The following is a 19,724-nucleotide window of genomic DNA, read 5'->3' as shown; positions in this document are numbered from 1 at the left end:
TATAAGAGACAGCCCCTCTCCGGAGCGATCCCCCCGGGCACCGCCCGCTGCCGTGCGGGTGTCCCCGTCCAGCAGGTTCCCCGGCGGTCCAGGAGTCGGCCGAGCCACAGTTCCAGCGAGACGAGGTCCGCGAGGCCTTCCAGGGGCAGGGGTTCGCCTTCGGCTGCCGCTCGGAGGGCCTTGCGGACCACTCGGGCCTCGACCAGGCCCGCCTGGGCCAGGAGGGGGGTGTCGAAGAGGTCGACGAGGTTGTCGGCGGCGGCGCGCAGGCCCGTGCGGGCGGCGGCTGCGGAGGAGGCGTGGGAGGGGGCGCCCCAGCCGGGCGGGAGGTCGGCGACGCCGGCGCCCTCCAGGACCGTACGGAGGATGGCGGCGCGTGCGCCCGGCTGGACGCGAAGGGCCTCAGGGAGGGCGCGGCAGGCGCGTACGACCTGGTTGTCGAGGAACGGGGCGTGCAGCCGCTGGAAACGGATCTCGGCGGCCTGTTCCAGGATGCGGAGGTCGGCGGCGTGCCGGGCGAGGGCGGCACGCGCGCGGAAGTCGCCGGGACGCTGTCCGGGGCCGACGCTTGCCCGGGTCGTCGCGCCCGTCAGGCGAACCGATACTTCAGCCAGCGCCTCGCCGGTGAGCCAGCGCGCCGCAGGGCCCGGTCTGGCCCAGGTGAGCGCGGCGAGGGACGCACCCACGGCACCTCCCGGCTCGTCGAACCGCCTGTGCAGCAGCCGGTCGGCGAGTCCCTCTATGCCGACGAGATAGGGCGTACGGGCGAGCTTGCGCGCCGCGCCGTACACGCGCGCGGGGACCATGATCGAGCCGTCCGCCTTGGCCAGCGCCGCGACCGGGCGCACCAGGTGACGTCGCTTGCGGTCCATCAGCAGGTCGGCGAGGCGCGCCGGGTGAGCGTCCAGGACCTGCCGGGCGCCGTACCCGGTGAAGTGGTCCGCGCTGCCCGAGGCCAGCCGCGCGCGGTGGCGGGCGGCGGTCACGAGGGACGGGCCCGGTTCGTCCGTCAGCGGGCCGTCCAACTCCGCGTAAGGGAGGACTTCTTCGCCGCCGGCGACCACTACGTGGTGCAGCCGCGGGTTGGCGGCCAGCGTCCCGGCGCGCTCCAGCTCCGCCTCGCGTCCCTTCACGGCGAGGTCGTTGAACGTGACCGCGAGGAGACGCTCACCGGCGCCGGTGCCATGTCCCAGGACGGTGCCCGGCATGCCGGGGAGTCCGGCGGCAAGGAGGGCCAGCGTTCCCGAAGCGGGGCCTCCGGAGAGGTCGGCTCCTATGCCGGGTACGGGCATGCCGCGCGCCGCACGCCGCTCTGCGGGCCCCATGCCGGGTACGGGGCCCGGGTCCACATCGGCGCCGGGTACGTGGCGGGGAGCGGCCAGACGGGCTCGTACGGCGTCCACCAGGGCGTCGCGTACGGCGTCGATCGCGCTGTCCGGGTCGGCGCTGGGTGCCGCGACGGCGAGGGAGGCCACCTGTTCGTAACCGGCGATCTCGCGTGCGCCAGCGCGCAGGATCAGCGCGTGCCCCGGCGGAATGCGCTGCACGCCCAGGTAGGGCGTGGAGTCGTGCAGGGCGGCGGGTACGTCGGGGGCGGCGAGCAGGGCCGCGAGGTGTCCGAAGTCGAGGTTGGCCTCGATGAGGTCGGCGAGGGGCAGCGCGGCCGTGGCGTACGCCGTGCCGCCCGCCCAAGGGGTGTAGAACACCGGCCGTGCGCCCGCCAGATCGCCGCACACCATCACCCGGCGGCCCACCTGGACGACGGCCGTGTAGCTGCCGGACCAGGCCGTCAGATGGCGAAGTGCCCCTCCGCGCGCGGCGACCAGGCCCACGCGCAGCTGTTCGTCGGAGGCGCCGCAGGTGCCGAGCACGGCGATCCGGTTCTGTGCGTCGGCCTTCACGACGCGCACCTCGTCGGGGCGCCAGTCGCCGACCGCCCAGAGCGGATCGGGATCGCCCCACAGGAGTTGTGACCCCACCGGGTGCACCGTCTCGCCGTCGCTTCCGGTGGCTCCCGCCGAGCCGGTCTCAGGAGCACCGGCGGCGGTACTGCTCCACCCCACCAACCACCGCATCGCCGCCTCCACAGGCTGTGGACAACCAGTGCACCGTACGAACTGGGCACCATGCTGCCACGAAGAGGGCGCGCCGGTGGGTCCCTGCCGCCCCTTGAGCTCCCAGAGTGCGCCCCTGAGGAGATGCCCGCAAAGAAGCGAACGCACGCACGGAGCACGGAGATTACGACGCGAATGCGCCCCCGGTTCGCTCCCCCAAGGCATCCAACGCGCCCTCAAGTGCCATGGTAGGAGGGATATTCGACCTCAGAAGGCAGGGGCGAATTTCAGCCAAATCGGCGATGGACAGACAGGTGTGCACACGCTCCGTACAGGCTGTGCGCAACGCACAGTCCGGGAGGCGGAGTTCGCCTCCCGGACCGGTCCGCCGCCCGCGGGGATAAGAGGCGGCGGTGTCCCCCAGCCCGCTGGATCCAGTACAGCGGGCCGACCCACGCAGGATTCATGGAAGCGCTTCGACGGTGGCCGGAGAAGAGCGCACGGCCGGGCGCACAGCCACACACCGGGAGCACGCCACAACGCTGCGTACTTCTCTACGGACCACAATCCCGCCATCCGGAACTATGCCTCTTAACGCTTGGGATGCGGCGAACTACGCTGGGTTTACGAATGCCGCGTGGTTATGCCAACGCGGCAGCCGTCTGTGTCGAGGGGTGGCGCATGTCCAGGGAGCAACGCGGGCCGAACGAAAAACTCGGCACCGTTCTCGCCCTCGCGGGAATCAGCAACGCAGGCCTCGCCCGTCGCGTCAACGATCTTGGCGCACAGCGCGGACTGACTCTTCGCTACGACAAGACCTCGGTGGCACGCTGGGTGTCGAAGGGCATGGTCCCGCAGGGTGCGGCACCGCACCTCATCGCCGCGGCCATCGGCCAGAAGCTCGGCCGCCCCGTACCGCTCCACGAGATCGGTCTGGCGGACGCGGATCCCGCACCGGAAGTGGGCCTCGCTTTCCCCCGTGACGTAGGACAGGCCGTGCGCTCGGCGACGGACCTGTACCGTCTCGACCTCGCCGGGCGCCGGGCCGGCTCCGGCGGCATCTGGCAGTCGCTCGCCGGATCGTTCGCCGTGAGCGCGTACGCGACCCCCGCCTCCCGGTGGCTGATAACCCCGGCCGACAGTTCGGTGGCCCGCGACGCGAGCCCGGTGGAGGGCTCCGGAGCACCGCTGAAAGTCGGCCACAGCGACGTACAGAAGCTGCGTGAGGCCGCCGAGGACGCCAGGCGCTGGGACTCCAAGTACGGAGGCGGCGACTGGCGTTCTTCCATGGTGCCGGAGTGTCTGCGGGTGGAGGCGGCGCCGCTGCTGCTCGGCTCGTACTCGGACGAGGTCGGCCGCGCCCTCTTCGGAGCGTCCGCCGAACTCACGCGTCTCGCCGGCTGGATGGCTTTTGACACGGGTCAGCAGGAGGCCGCCCAGCGCTACTACATCCAGGCGCTGCGTCTCGCGCGCGCGGCGGCCGATGTGCCTCTGGGGGGATACGTACTGGCCTCCATGTCCCTCCAGGCGACGTACCGCGGCTTCGGCGACGAGGGCGTCGACCTCGCGCAGGCCGCCCTGGAGCGCAACCGGGGCCTCGCGACGGCCCGCACGATGAGCTTCTTCCGCCTGGTCGAGGCACGCGCGCACGCGCGCGCCGGTGACGCCCATGCGGCCGGCGGTGCCCTGCGGGCCGCCGAGGGCTGGCTGGAGCGGGCCCGTGACGGCGACCACGATCCGTCCTGGCTCGGCTTCTACTCGTACGACCGTTTCGCCGCCGACGCCGCGGAGTGCTACCGCGATCTCAAGGCGCCGCGCCAGGTCCGCCGCTTCACGGAGCAGGCGCTGTCGAAGCCGACGGAGGAGTTCGTGCGGTCGCACGGCCTGCGGCTGGTGGTGTCCGCGGTTGCCGAGCTGGAGTCGGGGAACCTGGATGCGGCGTGTGAGCAGGGGGTGCGGGCGGTGGAGGTGGCGGGACGGATCTCCTCGGCCCGGACCACGGAGTACGTGAAGGATCTTCTGCACCGGTTGGAGCCGTATGGGGATGAGCCGCGGGTGGTGGAGTTGCGGGAGAGGGCTCGGCCGTTGCTGGTTGCTCCCGCGTGAGCGCTCCACTTGGGGCTGGGTTCCTTTGCGTCTGCCTGGTTGGTGTTGATTTGGGGCTGCGGGTTGTCTGTGGTTGATCGCGCCGTTCCCCGCGCCCCTTTCGGGGCCTTGCGGCCCCTCAAGCGGCGGCCGGGAGCCTGCGCCGATTTTGGGGTTTCAGCACGTTGTCAGTGGCGCAGTGCACTATCTAAGTGGGAGGTGGGAAGGTGCGGCGCGTGATCGTTTATGACTGTGATGTGGTCGTGGTCGGCGGGGGGATCGTCGGGCTGTCCACGGCTTATGCGATTACGCGGGCCGCGCCGGGGACTCGGGTGATGGTGCTGGAGAAGGAGCCGGGGCCGGCTCGGCACCAGACGGGGCGCAACAGCGGGGTCATCCACAGTGGGATCTACTACCGGCCCGGCTCCCTCAAGGCGCGGTACGCCGTGCGGGGGGCCGCCGAGATGGTCAAGTTCTGCGCGGAGTACGGCATCGCGCACGCCGTGACCGGCAAGCTGATCGTCGCCACGGAGCGGGACGAGCTGCCCCGGCTGCACGCCCTGGTGCAGCGCGGCAGGGAGAACGGCATTCCGGTACGGGAGCTCGGCTCGTCCCAGATCGCCGAGTACGAGCCGGAGGTCCAGGGCCTCGCCGCCATCCACGTCGCCACGACGGGCGTCTGCGACTTCGTGGGCGTCGCGCGGCAGCTCGCGGAGGCCTCCGGGGCGGAGATCCGGTACGGGACGAAGGTCACGTACATCGACCGGCGGCCCGACCTCGGGGTCGCCGTCCGTACGGATGACGGCAGGGTCGTACGCGCGCGTGTGCTGGTCAACTGCGCGGGGCTGCACTGCGACGAGATCGCCCGTCTCGCCGGGGACGACCCCGGGATGCGGATCGTGCCGTTCCGGGGCGAGTACTACTCGCTGACGCGGCCCTCGCTGGTGAACGGGCTCGTGTATCCGGTGCCGGACCCGGCGTTTCCCTTCCTCGGAGTGCATCTCACGCGCGGCATCGACGGGGGCGTCCACATCGGGCCGAACGCGGTGCCGGCGCTGGCCCGCGAGGGCTACGGATGGTCCACCGTCCGGGTGCGTGAGCTGGGCGCCACTCTCGCCTGGCCCGGTTCCTGGCGGATAGCTCGGCGGCACTGGCGGTACGGCGGGGGTGAGCTGCGGCGTTCGGTGTCGAAGGCGGCGTTCACTGAGGCGGTGCGGCGGTTGCTGCCCGCGGTGACTCCGGACGACCTGGTTCCGGCGGCTGCGGGCGTTCGTGCGCAGGCGGTGCTTCGGGACGGCACGCTGGTGGATGACTTCCTTCTTCGGGAGGGGGCGCGGACTGTGCATGTGCTGAACGCGCCGTCCCCTGCGGCTACCGCTTCGCTTCCGATTGGGCGTGAGGTGGGGCGGCGGGTGCTGGAGGCGTTGGGGCGGGTGTGACCACGGGGGGCTGCGCCCCCCCCAGACCCCCCACAAGCAAACCCAGGTCGTGTGTCGACTGCGGGTTCGTTGTGGCTTGTCGCGCAGTTCCCCGCGCCCCTGACGGGGCGCAGCGGCGTTCATAAAAGGTCTCCGTAGAATCAGAAGCACTGTGTCTGAGCGTCAAAACACCTCCGAAGAGCGTCCTCGTCCCCGTGCCAAAGGCGAACCCCGTTTTCCCGACGGGCCCCGGGCCGATCCTGCCGGGTCTCACTTCGAGCGGCGGATTCGTAGTTTTCAGCCGCGGCGGAGCCGGGTCACGCATGGGCAGGCGGACGCCTTGCAGCGGCTGTGGCCCAAGTGGGGGCTGGATATTGACGGGCAGCGGAGGGTCGATCTGGCGGAGTTGTTCGGGAACGACAAGCCCGTCGTGCTCGAGATCGGGTTCGGGATGGGCGAGGCCACCGCGCAGATGGCCGCGGACGACCCCGAGACCAACATCCTCGCCGTCGACGTGCACACACCGGGCCAGGGCAACCTGCTCAATCTCGCGGACCGGAAGGGACTGTCCAACATCCGGGTGGCCAACGGGGACGCGATCATCCTGCTCCGGGAAATGCTCCAGCCGGATTCGCTGAGCGGCCTGCGCGTGTACTTCCCGGACCCCTGGCCGAAGAAGCGCCACCACAAGCGCCGCCTGATCCAGCCCGACTTCCTCACGCTCGCCGCGTCCCGCCTCGAGCCGGGCGCGCTGGTGCACTGCGCGACGGACTGGGAGCCGTACGCCGAGGTGATGCTCGAAGTCCTCACCGCCCACCCGGACTTCGAGAACACCCAGCCGGACGGCGGCTACGCCCCACGCCCGGATTTCCGCCCCCTGACCCGTTTCGAGACCCAGGGCCTGGACAAGGGACATGTGGTACACGACCTGCTGTTCCACCGAGTACCTGACAGCCCCGCGCCCGCTTGAGGGGCCGCAGGCCCCGAAAGGGGCGCGGGGAACTGCGCGAGCAACCCACCACGACCCGCACGTACAAACCCACAGGTCACCCCCCTCACATCACCCCCCGAACCCAGCGGAGCGCGAACGCACCATCGCGAACGACCCCCCTCCCTCGTTAGGGTCATTGCCATGGCCACCGGTCCCCCGTATCCGACGCCCCCCGGTATCCCCGCCGGAGGCACCTGGTGGCGGCGTAAGTGGGTGCGCTACGGCGCGCTGATCGCCCTGCTGGCCCTCTCCGGGCTCGTCATCCTGGCCCTGGTCCGCGAACAGACCGGCACCCAGGGCTTCTTGGTGGGCCTGGGCCTGGCCGTGCTGCCCGTCCCGCTGCTCATCGCCGCGTTCCGCTGGCTGGACCGGGTCCAGCCGGGGCCCTGGCGGAACCTGACGTTCTCCTTCGCCTGGGGCGCCTGTGCGGCCGCGCTGATCGCGATCGTCGCCAACAGCTTCGCGACCAGATGGATAGCGACGGCCACCGCGGATCCGACCAGCGCCGACACGATCGGCGCGACGGTCATAGCGCCGATCGTCGAGGAGTCGGCGAAGGCCGCGGCGGTCTTATTGGTCTTCCTGTTCCGCAGACGTGATTTCACCGGGATCGTCGACGGCGTGGTGATAGCCGGGGTCACCGCGACCGGCTTCGCGTTCACCGAGAACATCCTCTACCTCGGCACCGCCTTCGGCACCGACCAGCTCAACGACGAGGGCGGCATCGCCTCCGTCACCGCCGCCACCTTCTTCGTACGCGTGATCATGTCGCCGTTCGCGCACCCGCTGTTCACCGTGCTGACCGGCATCGGCTTCGGCGTCGCGGCGCTCTCGGCGGACCGCCAGCACGTACGACGCGTGCTGCTGCCCCTCTCCGGTCTGCTCCTCGCGATGGGCATGCACGCCGTCTGGAACGGCTCGTCGACGTTCGGCGAGTACGGCTTCTTCGCGGTGTACGCGGCGTTCATGGTGCCCGTGTTCGGCCTGCTCACCTGGCTGGCCATCTGGACGCGGCAGCGCGAACTCGGCACGGTGCGCGCCGAACTCCCCGCGTACACCATGGCGGGCTGGCTGACCCTGCCGGAGCCGTTCGTGCTCGGCTCGATGAAGGCGCGGCGTCTGGCCCGCGAGTACGCCACGCACCACGGAGGGCGCGCGGCGGGGCGGGCCGTCGCGGAGTACGAGGCGTACGCGACGTCCCTCGCGTTCCTGCGCCACCGGGGGCGCCGCGGCCGCGCGGGCACCGATTTCGTCGTACGCGAGCGGGAGTTGCTCCACGAACTGTGGGCCCGCCGCGACCTGGCCCGCCCCGCGCTGGCCTACGCGGCCCGCGCGACGGCCCCGCCTCCGATGCCGCCTCCGATGCCGCCTCCGATGCCGCCGCCGTGGCCCACGCACGGGAACGCGTACGGACAGGTGACGCCCTACCCGGCGTACAACCCCTACCGAAACTAAGAAGACGCCATCCGCTTCTCGTCCGGAAGCGGATGGCGTCGAAGAGCTGGTTGAAGCGTTGCCGGGGTCCTACGGGTTGAGCCCCTTGCTCCGCAGCCACGCCATCGGGTCGATTCCGTCGCCGCCCGACGTCTTGACCTCCATGTGGAGGTGCGCCCCGGTGACGTTACCGGTCGCGCCCACGCGGCCTATGACCTCACCCGTGCTGACCTTCTGGCCGACGCTGACGCTGATCGAGGACTGGTGGGCGTACCAGACCTCCGTACCGTCGTCGAGCTTGAGCTTCGTGAGGTAGCCGTACGAGCCGTTCCAGCCGGCCTCGGTGATGGTGCCGCTGTGGACCGCCTTGATCGGCGTACCCGTGGGGGCGGCGAAGTCCAGACCGGTGTGCGTCCCGGAGGACCACAGCGAACCGGACTGCCCGAAGGTCGAGGTGATGGTGTACGAGGAGGTCGGCAGCGCAAAGCTCCTGGCGAGCTCGGCGAGGCGCTCCGCCTCGGCCTTCCGCTTGGCCTCCTCCTCCGCCTTCTTCTTGGCGGCGGCGGCCTTGGCCTCGGCCGCCTCCCGCTCCTTGGCGGCCTGCTCGGCGGCCTTCTTCGCGGCGGCGGTCTCCGCGGCCACCTTGGCCGCGCGGTCCGCCTGGTCCTGCTGCTGCTCGGCCTGGAGGGCGATGCGGGTGCGCAGGGCCTCGCCCGCGTCCGAGGTGCCCTGCTCCGCGTCCGCCGTGGTCAGACCGGCGCTGGTGAGCGGCGTCGTGGAACCGGCATCCGCCTCGGCGTCGTCCGAGATCAGCGGAAGGTCGGGCAGCGATATGGACACCGGCGGCTTGCCGGTCTGCGCGCTGGCCATGCCGCCCGCGCTGACGGCAGCTATGACACCGACGCCCAGAACCGTGGAGCTGCGGGCGAGACCTCCGCCGCGCTGCTTGCCGACACGGTGCCTGCCGCGGACGGGCTTGAGGGAATCCTCGGTGGGGTTCCACTCCTCCCAGGTCTCCTCGTCCCGGCGGATGCCGTAGCCGAATGTGTCGGGCTGCTGCTCACTCGGCGGGAGAGAGGTCTGAGGGGCAGGCCTGTTGGACGCCACGTAGGCGCACTCCTTTCCTTCCTTCTCGCCTACCGGGTTAGCTGACGGGTTCGGAGCAGGAAGGTCTCCTACGCGCGTTGCTCACGGTGTCTCCACCGAGAACTACGCCCGATTCACCCCAAGTTGTGGTTCCCCGGTTTCCTTGCGGAATTCGGCGCGTGCGCACGGAGCCGACTCTTGTGACGGCTGGGACGACCGCGCTGCGTTATCGAACGTTAATAGACGCGGGCACCGGATTCCAAGCTGTTCTGGATGATCGTTAAGGCTCTTGGCCTGGACTTAAACGTCAGGAGCGGGGTAAATCGGACGAGTTGATCGCCATTCAGGGACGATTGGTGGGTGTGACTTCTGTTGATGGTGTGTCACTTGTTATGCGGAGGGAGTCCGTCCAACTACTACAGGTGATATAGAGGCATCCGGCCTCACGGTGGCCTCAGGGTCTCCTCACGGCAAGCAGCGCCATGTCGTCCGTCGAGCCGCCTCCGGTGTGCCGGACGACCTCCTCCACGAGCGTGGTGAGCAGAGCGACCGGGCTGTGGAAGGTCCGGCCCGCCAGCCGTTCCGCCGGGTCGAAGAAGACACCGTGCTCGTCCCGGGCCTCGGACACCCCGTCGGTGTAGAAGAGAAGCGTGGACCCGCTCGGGAACGTGGTCTCCTGCGCCCGGTCGGGCCACAGGCCCAACTCACCCATTCCGAGCGGCAGCGCGGGGTCCTCCGCCAGGAGCGTGTCCAGCGCCCCGTCGCCGTGCAGCAGGAGCGGTCCGGGGTGACCACGGTGGACGAGGCGTACGACACCGTTGCCGTGCGGGATCTCGCCGAGTACGGCGGTGGCGAAGCCCTCGACCGCGTCGAGCCCTTCGCGCCGGGTGCCCTCGCGTGCGAGCGCCCGCTCCAGCCGCTGCGCCACCGCCTCCAGGGTCGCCTCCTGCTCGGCGGCCTCCCGGAAGGCCCCGATGAGGACGGCCACCGTCGCCACCGCGCCCATGCCCTTCCCGCGTACGTCACCGACGACGAGCCGTACGCCCTGCGGAGTGTCCTGCACGGCGTACAGGTCGCCCCCGATGAACGCGTCCGCCTGCGCCGCCTCGTACCGTGCCGCGATGTCGAGCCCGCCGATCCGCTCGGCCGGCTCGGGCAGTACGGCGCGCTGGGCCGCCTCCGCGATCTCGCGCGCGGAGGCCAGGCGCTCGTCGCTGCGGCGTGCGAGACGGTTGATGCCGACGGCCAGCACGGCGACCGCGGCGGCAGTGGCCACCTCGGTGACCGCCCCGACGTCGAAGGTGCCCCTGACGTGCCCCAGGGACAGGGCGGCGACGGCCACGACTCCGGTACGCACCGTGTTGACGAACGTGGAGAGGGGCGCGGCGACGAGCGGGGCGACGGTGAAGAAGGGCACCGCGGTGTAGGCCGGCGGAGTGAGGAAGTCGTAGCAGACGCCTCCGGCGATCAGCAGCGCCGGGAGGATCCGGACGAGGGTTATGACGTACGAGGCGCCCCGCGTTCCGTACGCACCCTCTCCCTCCGCCTTTCCAGGCCCCACCACTGTCTCCTGCCCTTCACCGCGCTCCGTCCAGGTTTCCCGGAGGGGGGTCGGTGGGCGACCTGTGCGGGCCGAGTGGGTGAGCGGGCCATCGGGCACACCGGGAAACACTTAGGGCCGGAACCCAATAGGTTCCGACCCTAAGTCTTCAGTAGCGGGGACAGGATTTGAACCTGCGACCTCTGGGTTATGAGCCCAGCGAGCTACCGAGCTGCTCCACCCCGCGCCGTTAAGACCAGTGTACGCCATCCGCGGGACGCTCAGCACACGGCTTTACGCTCCCCGCTCTTAACCGGGGCTCCAGCCCTCAACCCAGGCTTCCTGCCCTCAGCCGAGGAGGTGCCGGTTGGGCTCGGCGGCCCGTTCCGCGTATTCCGGGAGTACGACGACGTCGGCGCCCTCCGCGGACAGCAGACCGCTGCCGTCCGCGGACGCCACGAACGTGTCGGGCTCGCGCCAGGCGGTGACCACGCGGCGTACGCCCGCGTCGAGGATCAGCCGGGCACAGGGGGCGGGCCGGGAGGCGCGGCGGGCGCAGGGTTCCAGGCTGCTGTAGACGGTGGCGCCGGTGAGGCGCGGGTCGGCCGGGTCGAGCTTGGCGAGCGCGGCCTCCTCGGCGTGCGACACGGGGTCGGACTCGCGGGAGTGGCCGTGGGCGAGCTCCGTGCCGTCGGCCGCGACGACGACCGCGCCGACGCTGAAAGCGGTCCGCGAGGGCGGGCACGCGGCGGCGAGCTCGCAGGCGAGCGCCAGCCAGTGCCGGTCGGCGGCGGAGGCGAGCCGCCCGACGCCGGGTGCCGTGGGCACGTACCGCATGAGCACCACATCGCCCACCGGGCGCGTCTCCACCAGCCGCATCCGGTTGCGCACCCCGCCCGGGTAGCCGCCGGGCCCGAACAGCCGCGGTGCGTCCGGCTGCCCCACGAGGAGGGGCGCGAGGGCGAGCTGGATCTCGTCCGCGAGACCTTCCTGAAGCAGCTGCGTGTGTACCTGTCCGCCCCCTTCGACCATGAGCCGCCGCACGCCTCGTACGTCGTGAAGATGCTCGAGTACGGCCGCCCAGTCGAGGTCGGGCCCGACGGGGACGACATCGACGCCGAGGCCGCGGAGAGCCGCGGTGGCCCTCCCGGCTCCCTTGTCCGTCGTGTAGACGACCTTCTCGCCGCCCGTGGACCAGAACTTCAGGGTCGGGTCCAGGTCTCCGCTGCCGCTGACGGTGACCTTCAGCGGGTACTCCGGACGGCCTTCCGCCACCCTGGCCGCCCGTCGCTCGGCGGAGTTGACCAGGAGGCGGGGATTGTCGGCGCGCAGGGTGCCCGCGCCGACCAGGATCGCGTCGGACGCCGCCCGCACCTCGTCGACCCGGTCGAAGTCGGCCGGGCCGGAGAGCAGCAGCCGTTCGGGCCCGGTGTCGTCCAGGCAGCCGTCGAGGGAGACGGCGGCGGACAACAGGACGTAGGGGTGGGGCATGGGGCGTACTCTCCGCTCGGCTGCGATCCTTGGTGGTTCAACTTTTAAACAGTACCTAGACTGGTGGCATGACGACCCGCTGGCTCACCCCCGAGGAGCAGCGCGCCTGGCGCGCGTACATCGCCGCCTCCCATCTTCTGGAGGACGCGATCGACCGGCAGCTCCAGCAGGAGGCCGGCATGCCGCACCTCTACTACTCCATCCTGGCCACCCTCTCCGAGGCACCCCACCGCTGTCTGCGCATGACCGATCTCGCCGAGGCGCTGAAGATCACCCGCAGCCGGCTGACCTACGCGGTGACGCGCCTGGAGAAGGACGGGGCCATACGTCGTGAAGCATGCAGCATGGACAAGCGGGGCAGCCTCGCGATCCTGACCGACGAGGGGATGGCCACCCTGGAGCGTGCGGCACCGGGCCACGTCGAGACGGTCCGTGCCTCCCTCTTCGAGCACCTCACCCCGCAGCAGGTGGAGCAGCTGGAGGAGATCTGTACGGGGGTCGCGCGGGCGATCCAGGGGGACGGGGCGCAGGCCGCGTCCGACGATCTTCCGTGGCGGCGGCGCTCGTCCACGCACTGCTCGTAAGCAACCCCCGTAAGCAACCTCCATAAGTAACCCCCGGAAGCATTGCTTCAACTTTCAAGCATGGGGTAGGGTCTCGATCCAAGAGCCTGCTTCAAATCTGAAGCAGATTTTTCCAGCAGTTTCTGCAGCAGCTTTTGAAGCAGATCAGAACCTGGACTCGGAGAACCCGCATGCCAGATCTCCCCGCCGCCACCCCGCGCGCACGCGTCCGGGTACCGCTGCGTTTCCAAGACGGCTACAGCGTCGACGCCGACGTGGTCACCTTCCACGGACTGACCGACGGCCAGGAACATGTGGCGCTCGTCCTCGGCACCCCTTCGGCGACCCCGCTGGTCCGCCTCCACTCCGAGTGCCTGACGGGCGACGTCTTCGGCTCGGCCCGCTGCGACTGCGGCCCGCAGCTCCGCGAGGCGGTCGAACAGATCGCCACGAGAGGCGGCGTACTCCTCTACCTCCGCCAGGAGGGCCGGGGCATCGGCCTCTACAACAAGCTCGACGCGTACGCCCTCCAGGACGAGGGCCTCGACACGTACGCCGCGAACACGGCCCTCGGGCTGCCGGAGGACGCCCGCGACTACACGTCGGCGGCCCAGATGCTGACGGCCCTGGGCATCACGTCACTCGACCTGCTGTCCAACAACCCCGACAAGGCGGAACAGCTCCGCACTCTGGGTGTGGACGTGCGGCACCGTGTCCCGACGGGCGTGTTCACGACGGCCCACAATGTCCGCTACCTGCGAGCCAAGGTGCTCCAGACCCAGCACACGCTGCCGTTGCCGGAACTCAGCGCGGGCTGACGCCGCCTGCACGGTACGGCGCAGCCCCGGGCCGGTCAGTGGAGCTAGGCGAGGAACGACAGCCGCCCGAGCTTGTCGACGTGGATGGCATGGTCGGACCACTCGACGTGCTGGACGTCGTCGGTGCAGCCCACAGAGATGTCCTGGCAGAAGTAGCCGGTTTCCTCGCCGGGCTCTGCCGTGAACACCTTCGGAAGCCGGTCGCACCGCGGATCCACCGGCGCCGTTGGGCCCTCCGTCGTCCCGTTCTTCCCGGTCTCCCAGGCGAACCAGTCGTAGACCGACTGGGCGGTGTGAACGGTCTTCAGCGGCTGGGCCGTGTAGACGAAGTCCTGGCTGAAGGCCCCGGCGGTGCCCGACGTGTTGCCCTGGCTGGTGACCAGCCAGGGTACCGTCACCCCCTCGAAGGACACGGTGCAGCGGACGGTCTCGCCGCGTGGCCGCATGACCTCGCCATCGCACTTGCCGGGACCGGTCTCGCCGATGACGCCGGCCATGCGCAGCGTCTCCTGCCGCAGGTGGTTGAGCACCTTCTCGACGGGCTCCGCCTCGAGCTCCGGCGACGGGAGGGCGTCCTCCAACTCGGAGTCGACGATGCCGGGATGCCGTTGGCTCGGTTCGATCTCCACCGGCCGCTTCTCGCCCTCTGCCTCCGAGAGCTTCGGCTTCGCATCGCAGCCGCTCGGCTCGTCGGCGCAGCCACCGACCAGTGCCACGACGGCTGCCACGGCCGGGATCACAAGACGCCTCATCTCACCGTCCATCCGCTCGCGCTCGCTGACGCACCCTTCGCCGCGAGGGCCGACGGAGCGCGTGGCCTCCGAGACCAGCACGGTAACGATCTGAGGCGGGGAGGGGTCCCGAGGAGCAGCCTGGGCGCTGGTCACGGCTTGTGCCTCCATGCGGGAATACGAAACAGGCACTCACGGACCACCCCGACGCACGCGGCGCAGGCGGCTACAGGCAGCGCAGGCAGCGCGGCCGACGCCGTCCCCGCGTGCCCTCAACTCCTCTGACTGAACGAGCTGTTGAGATGGGCCAGGACCGCCAGCACCCTGCGGTGGCCGCTGTCGCCGGTCGGCAGCCTCAGCTTCAGGAACACGTTGCCGATGTGCTTGCTGACCGCGCGTTCCGAGATGACGAGGGTCCTGGCGATCGTGGTGTTGTCGTGGCCCTCGGCCATCAGGCCCAGCACCTCGCGCTCGCGCGGGGTCAGCGAGTCCAGGGGCGTATCGCGACGCCGGGTGAGGAGTTCCGTGACGACCTCGGGGTCGAGGGCGGTGCCGCCCGCGGCGACCCGTTCCAGCGCGTCCAGGAACTCGTCCACCCGGCCCACCCGGTCCTTGAGCAGATAGCCCACGCCGCTCGCCCCACCGCCGCCCAGCAGTTCGGCTGCGTACGACGCCTCGACGTACTGCGAGAGCACCAGCACCGGCAGGCCGGGGAGTTCCTCCCGGGCCGCGAGCGCGGCGCGCAGGCCCTCGTCGCGGAAGTCCGGCGGCATCCGCACATCGAGCACCGCGGCATCCGGGCGGTGGGCCAGCAGCGCCGGAAGGATCTCCGGCCCCGTTCCGACGACGGCGACGACCTCGTACCCCGCCGAGGTCAGCAGCAGGACCATCCCCTCCCGCAGCAGGGCGTTGTCCTCGGCGATCACCACACGCACGGCAGCTCCACTTCGATCACGGTCGGGCCCCCGACGGGGCTGGTCACGGTCATCGCCCCGTCCAGGGCGGCGACCCGGCGGCGAATCCCGAGCAGCCCCGAACCGCCCGCCTCGTCCGCACCGCCCAGGCCTTCGTCGCGTACGACGGCTCGCAGTCCCTTGCGGACACGCTCCAGGCGCACCGACGCCCGCGGGGATCCGCCGTGCTTGGCGGCGTTGGTCAGTGCCTCGGCCACCACGAAGTACGCGGCCGCCTCCACCGCGGCCGGGGCCCGCACCCCGTCGCCCTCCAGCCCGTCCACATCCACGGTCACGTCCAAGCCGCCGCTCGCCGCCAGCGCCCGGACCGCCCCGACGAGTCCGCGGTCGGTGAGGATCGGCGGGTGGATGCCGCGTACGACCTGCCGCAGCTCGGTCAGGGCCTCCTCCGCCTGGTCCTGCGCGTCGGCCAGAAGCTTGCGCGCGGCCTCCGGATCGCGGTCGTAGGCCCGGGTCGCCAGCCCGATCCGCATGGAAAGGGCCACCAGCCTGGCCTGGGCGCCGTCGTGCAAGTCCCTTTCGATACGGCGCAGTTCGGCACCGTGCGCGGCGATCGCGTCCGCCCTGGTGGCGGACAGTTCCTCGACCCGGGCGGCGAGCCGCGCCTTGGGCGAGGGCTCGAGCAAGGCCTCCGACCAGCGGGCGTCCAGATCGGCGAGCCGGCTGATCAACGGCAGGACGACCGCCTCACGGCGCAGCAGCCCGCACCACACGCCGTCGACGAGCAGGCCCAGCGGCCACAGCGGCAGCGCGAGGACCGGAAGCAGGCCGTATGCGTAGTAGGCGGCCATCCAGCGCAGGTCGGTGTACGTGCCCGGGTCGCGGACGGCCGTACGTATACGCGCGGGCAGATCGCCGTTGATCGACTGGTACGCCTCGGGAATCTTCCGGCCCGTCCACGCGGTGACACGGCGACGCTTGGTCCCGGTGATGTCGCGGATGAGCAGCACGCACTCGGGCAGCAGCCAGGCCCCGACCACGGCGAGCGTTCCGGTCGCGGCGAGCAGCAGCACGGTGATGAACAGGTAGTTCCCGAAGGCGATGACCGCGGACAGAAACAGCTGGCGGCTCGCCCGTGCGGCCTGCCGCACGGATTTCCACATGCACCAACGCTAAGCGAATCAAGACCGACGGTCGGGGGAGCGGACTCCCCTGGCGATGGTGTAGTCGGCTACACCATGGGTCTGCGCTCGGTCCGCGCTCGGTCTGCGCTTGTCTGCGCTGATGTGACGTACGAAACTGTTTCGTTCCCTTTGCGTTGGGGGTATGGTCGTGGGCGTACAGCCAAGCTGTACGAAACCGTATCGTTCACATGTGGAAGTGGAAGGAGCGGGATGACTGAGATCGCAGCGCCGCGTCGCAGTCGGATCACGCCCGAACGTGAGGCCGAGCTGTACGCGGCCGTGCTCGACCTGCTCCGCGAAGTCGGCTATGACTCGCTGACCATGGACACCGTGGCCGCGCGTACCCGGTCCAGCAAGGCGACGCTCTACCGCCAGTGGGGCGGCAAGGCCCAGCTGGTCGCCAAGGCGATGCGTCACACCAAGCCGGGCAGCATCGCCGACGTCGACACCGGATCGCTGCGGGGCGACTTCTACGCCCTGCTGTCCCAAGAGGATGACTCCGACATGGAACGGACCTCCTCGCTGATGCGCGGTCTGGCCATGGCGATGCACCACAACCCGGACCTCCTGCGTGCGTTCCGGGAACTGCTCATCGAACCGGAGATGGCCGAGTTCAGCCGGGTGCTGCAGCGGGCTGTCGACCGGAGCGAGGTCCGTGCGGACAATCCCGCACTGGCGTATGTGGTGCACATGCTGATCGGCGCGTTCGTCGCCCGCACCATGATCGACGAACTGCCGCCGACGCGGGCGTTCCTGTGTTCCTACATCGACGCCGTGGTTCTCCCCGCCCTCGGCGTCTGACCCTTCCCTTTCGACCCTTCCCTTTCGACCCATCCCTCTGACCCTGCCTTTTCGATCCTGCCCTTTCTTCCAGTCCCCAGCAGCCACCCGATCCCCCCCAGCCGTACCTGACACGACACCGCTCACGTCGTCGGGCCGGTCCCCCCTGCCCTGAACCACCACGACTGACCGGGAGCACGTCCCGTGGCCACCTTCCTTTACAAACTCGGCCGATTCGCTTTCCGGCGACGGCACTTCATCGCCCTGTTCTGGGCGGCACTGCTGGCCGTCGCCGGCGTCGCGGCGTTCAACGCCCCCTCCGCGGGCTCATCGTCCTTCTCCATCCCCGGCACCGAGGCTCAGAAGGCCTTCGACCTGCTGGACCAGCGCTCCCCCGGCGCGAGCGCGGACGGGGCCACCGCGCGGGTCGTCTTCAAAGCCCCTGCGGGCGAGAAGATGTCGGACGCCGACAACAAGGCGGTCGTCGGGCAAACCGTCAGGGAGCTCGGCTCAGGCGCCGAGGTCGGCTCCGTCACCGACCCGTTCGCCTCGCCGAACGCGGTGAGCAAGGACGGGACGATCGCCTACGCGCAGGTGAAGTACAAGGCCCCGGCGATGGAGCTGGAGGACTCCACCAAGGACTTCCTGGAGAAGACGGTGGAGGAGTCCCGGCACTCGGGGCTGACCGTCGAGGTCGGCGGTGACGCGCTCCAGGCGACGCCCGAGACGGGCGCGGGGGAGATCATCGGCATCGCCGTCGCCGCGGTCGTCCTCATCGTCACGCTGGGCTCGCTGGTCGCGGCCGGGCTGCCGCTGCTGACCGCCATCATCGGGGTGGGCATCGGCGTCGCGGGCATCACGGCCCTCGCCAGCACACTCGACCTCGGCACCACCACCTCCACGCTGGCCATGATGATCGGCATCGCCGTCGGCATCGACTACGCCCTGTTCATCGTCTCTCGCTACCGGGCCGAGCTGGCCGAGGGCCGCGAGCGCGAGGAGGCGGTCGGGCGGGCCACCGGCACGGCCGGTTCGGCGGTGGTCTTCGCCGGACTGACGGTCGTGATCGCGCTCGTCGGCCTCGCGGTCGTCAACGTCCCGATGCTGACCAAGATGGGCATCGCGGCGGCGGCCACGGTCGCGATCGCGGTCGTGATCGCCCTCACGATGATCCCGGCGCTGCTCGGTTACGCGGGACGGAGGATCCAGCCGGCCGAGAGGAAGGGCAGGCGGTTCGGCGGCGGCAGGCGCAGGAAGGCGAAGGAGCCCGCCGGGTCCCGGGGCAAGACCGCAGGAGCCGAGGGCAAGGCCGCAGGAGCCGAGGGCGCGGCCGTCGGGGCCGAGGGCACGGCCGTCGGGGCCGGGAGCGCGGCCGTCGGGGCCGGGAGCGCGGCCGTCGGGGCCGGGAGCGCGGCCGTCGGGGCCGGGAGCGCGGCCGTCGGGGGCGAGGGCAGGCCCAACATGGGCAGTCGCTGGGCGAGCTTCGTCGTTCGCCGGCCCGCCGCCGTCCTGCTGCTGGCCGTGGCCGCCCTGGGTGCGGTGGCCGTCCCGGTGACCCAGCTGGAACTCGGGCTCCCCGACGACGGTACGCAGCCGAAGTCCACGACGCAGCGGCAGGCGTACGACCTCCTCTCGGACGGCTTCGGCCCCGGCTTCAACGGCCCGCTGATGGTCGTCGTCGACGCGAAGGACAGCGCAGACCCGAAGGCGGCCGCCACCACGGTGACCGACGACATCAAGGGCCTGAAGGATGTCGCCACGGTCACCCCGGCGGCGTTCAACAAGGCCGGCGACACGGCGACGATCACCGTCATCCCGGACTCCAAGCCGTCCTCCACGCAGACCGAGGACCTGGTGCACGCCATCCGTGACAAGGCGGACGGCATCAAGGCCGACACGGACGCGCGGGTGCTGGTCACCGGCACGACGGCGATGAACATCGACTTCTCGCAGAAGCTGACCGACGCGCTGGTCCCCTACCTGGCCCTGGTGGTCGGTCTCGCCTTCCTGCTCCTGATGGTGGTCTTCCGCTCGATCCTGGTCCCGTTGAAGGCAGCCCTCGGCTTCCTGCTGTCGGTGCTGGCGGCCCTGGGTGCCGTGGTCGCGGTCTTCCAGTGGGGCTGGCTGGCCGGCCTGATCGGCGTCGAGGAGACCGGCCCGATCATGTCGATGACGCCGATCTTCCTCATCGGCGTGGTCTTCGGCCTGGCGATGGACTACGAGGTCTTCCTCGTGACCCGGATGCGCGAGGCCTACGTCCACGGCGAGAAGCCCAAGCAGGCCGTGGTGACCGGCTTCAAGCACGGTGCACGCGTGGTCACGGCCGCCGCGGTCATCATGATCTCCGTCTTCGCCGGCTTCATCGGCTCCAGCGAGTCCATGATCAAGATGATGGGTTTCGGCCTGGCGATCGCGGTCTTCTTCGACGCGTTCGTCGTCCGCATGGCCATCGTCCCGGCCGTACTGGCCCTGCTGGGCAAGGCGGCCTGGTGGCTGCCGAAGTGGCTGGACCGCGCCCTGCCCAACGTGGACGTGGAGGGCGAGGGCCTGCGCGCACACGCCGAGAACCAGCGCAAGGAGTCGAACCAGGGCAAGGAGTCGGAGATCTCGTCCGTCGAGCGGGAGGTCGAGCGGG

General features: G+C 70.6%; 14 protein-coding genes, 1 tRNA gene, 1 pseudogene and 1 riboswitch. Of the genes and pseudogenes, 8 read left to right on the top strand and 8 right to left on the bottom strand.

The genetic code is table 11. The features are described from left to right. Nucleotides 1-2,075: asparagine synthase-related protein (locus tag G5C60_RS04620; protein ID WP_165254876.1), on the bottom strand; the 2,075-nt coding region annotated here is incomplete at its 3' end. A 660-nt stretch (nucleotides 2,076-2,735) separates the two neighbouring features. Between G5C60_RS04620 and G5C60_RS04615 the strand changes: the two genes are divergently transcribed. From G5C60_RS04615 to G5C60_RS04600, 4 genes are all read left to right on the top strand, one after another. After that, the gene (locus G5C60_RS04615; RefSeq protein ID WP_165254875.1) at nucleotides 2,736-4,160 is read left to right on the top strand and encodes an NsdA family TPR-like regulatory protein; all 1,425 of its coding nucleotides are present in this window, start codon (nucleotides 2,736-2,738) and stop codon (nucleotides 4,158-4,160) included. 206 nt (nucleotides 4,161-4,366) lie between these two features. Continuing rightward, on the top strand, nucleotides 4,367-5,578 hold the full coding sequence (lhgO, locus tag G5C60_RS04610; RefSeq protein ID WP_165254874.1) for an L-2-hydroxyglutarate oxidase: 1,212 nt from the start codon (nucleotides 4,367-4,369) through the stop codon (nucleotides 5,576-5,578). Between the two features lie 151 nt (nucleotides 5,579-5,729). Continuing rightward, nucleotides 5,730-6,527, top strand: a complete 798-nt coding sequence (gene trmB, locus G5C60_RS04605; protein ID WP_165254873.1) for a tRNA (guanosine(46)-N7)-methyltransferase TrmB — start codon at nucleotides 5,730-5,732, stop codon at nucleotides 6,525-6,527. A 162-nt stretch (nucleotides 6,528-6,689) separates the two neighbouring features. Then, nucleotides 6,690-8,003 carry a PrsW family intramembrane metalloprotease gene (locus G5C60_RS04600; protein ID WP_165254872.1) on the top strand — a complete coding sequence of 438 codons (1,314 nt, stop codon included), beginning with the start codon at nucleotides 6,690-6,692 and terminating at the stop codon, nucleotides 8,001-8,003. 69 nt (nucleotides 8,004-8,072) lie between these two features. Here the strand turns inward: G5C60_RS04600 and G5C60_RS04595 are convergent, their stop codons facing one another. The 4 genes from G5C60_RS04595 to G5C60_RS04580 form a co-directional block, all read right to left on the bottom strand. Next, complete coding sequence (locus G5C60_RS04595; RefSeq protein WP_165254871.1) at nucleotides 8,073-9,089, bottom strand: peptidoglycan DD-metalloendopeptidase family protein; 1,017 nt, start codon at nucleotides 9,087-9,089, stop codon at nucleotides 8,073-8,075. Nucleotides 9,090-9,100: 11 nt separating this feature from the next. Then, nucleotides 9,101-9,256: riboswitch (cyclic di-AMP (ydaO/yuaA leader) on the bottom strand. 266 nt (nucleotides 9,257-9,522) lie between these two features. Beyond that, nucleotides 9,523-10,629, bottom strand: a complete 1,107-nt coding sequence (locus G5C60_RS04590; RefSeq protein ID WP_420907341.1) for a PP2C family protein-serine/threonine phosphatase — start codon at nucleotides 10,627-10,629, stop codon at nucleotides 9,523-9,525. Nucleotides 10,630-10,781: 152 nt separating this feature from the next. Continuing rightward, nucleotides 10,782-10,855, bottom strand: a tRNA-Met gene (locus G5C60_RS04585). A 101-nt stretch (nucleotides 10,856-10,956) separates the two neighbouring features. Continuing rightward, the gene (locus G5C60_RS04580; RefSeq protein WP_165254869.1) at nucleotides 10,957-12,099 is read right to left on the bottom strand and encodes a dihydrofolate reductase family protein; all 1,143 of its coding nucleotides are present in this window, start codon (nucleotides 12,097-12,099) and stop codon (nucleotides 10,957-10,959) included. Nucleotides 12,100-12,167: 68 nt separating this feature from the next. Between G5C60_RS04580 and G5C60_RS04575 the strand changes: the two genes are divergently transcribed. Together G5C60_RS04575 and G5C60_RS04570 are read left to right on the top strand one after the other, a co-directional pair. Beyond that, the gene (locus G5C60_RS04575) at nucleotides 12,168-12,683 is read left to right on the top strand and encodes a MarR family winged helix-turn-helix transcriptional regulator (protein ID WP_165254868.1); all 516 of its coding nucleotides are present in this window, start codon (nucleotides 12,168-12,170) and stop codon (nucleotides 12,681-12,683) included. A gap of 170 nt (nucleotides 12,684-12,853) precedes the next feature. Next, a complete protein-coding gene (locus G5C60_RS04570) occupies nucleotides 12,854-13,480 on the top strand; it encodes a GTP cyclohydrolase II (protein WP_165254867.1) in 627 nt (208 codons plus the stop codon). Between the two features lie 44 nt (nucleotides 13,481-13,524). Here the strand turns inward: G5C60_RS04570 and G5C60_RS04565 are convergent, their stop codons facing one another. The 3 genes from G5C60_RS04565 to G5C60_RS04555 all read right to left on the bottom strand — a co-directional run bounded on the left by G5C60_RS04565 (nucleotide 13,525) and on the right by G5C60_RS04555 (nucleotide 16,288). Beyond that, nucleotides 13,525-14,232, bottom strand: a complete 708-nt coding sequence (locus G5C60_RS04565) for a hypothetical protein (protein WP_165254866.1) — start codon at nucleotides 14,230-14,232, stop codon at nucleotides 13,525-13,527. A gap of 251 nt (nucleotides 14,233-14,483) precedes the next feature. After that, on the bottom strand, nucleotides 14,484-15,146 hold the full coding sequence (locus G5C60_RS04560) for a LuxR C-terminal-related transcriptional regulator (protein ID WP_165254865.1): 663 nt from the start codon (nucleotides 15,144-15,146) through the stop codon (nucleotides 14,484-14,486). Then, on the bottom strand, nucleotides 15,134-16,288 hold the full coding sequence (locus tag G5C60_RS04555; protein WP_165254864.1) for a sensor histidine kinase: 1,155 nt from the start codon (nucleotides 16,286-16,288) through the stop codon (nucleotides 15,134-15,136). Before G5C60_RS04555 ends, G5C60_RS04560 begins: the two co-directional genes overlap by 13 nt. 231 nt (nucleotides 16,289-16,519) lie before the next feature. Between G5C60_RS04555 and G5C60_RS04550 the strand changes: the two genes are divergently transcribed. Together G5C60_RS04550 and G5C60_RS04545 are read left to right on the top strand one after the other, a co-directional pair. Next, complete coding sequence (locus tag G5C60_RS04550) at nucleotides 16,520-17,110, top strand: TetR/AcrR family transcriptional regulator (protein WP_165254863.1); 591 nt, start codon at nucleotides 16,520-16,522, stop codon at nucleotides 17,108-17,110. A 183-nt stretch (nucleotides 17,111-17,293) separates the two neighbouring features. Beyond that, a pseudogene (locus G5C60_RS04545) lies at nucleotides 17,294-19,687 on the top strand (MMPL family transporter); the annotation flags it as partial. Nucleotides 19,688-19,724: the final 37 nt, after the last annotated feature.

It is taken from the genome of Streptomyces scabichelini, from assembly GCF_011045015.1.
In the GTDB taxonomy this organism is placed as follows: domain Bacteria; phylum Actinomycetota; class Actinomycetes; order Streptomycetales; family Streptomycetaceae; genus Streptomyces; species Streptomyces scabichelini.
Note: the sequence above shows the minus strand (reverse complement) of the source record. Positions and strands in the feature narration are given on the sequence as shown.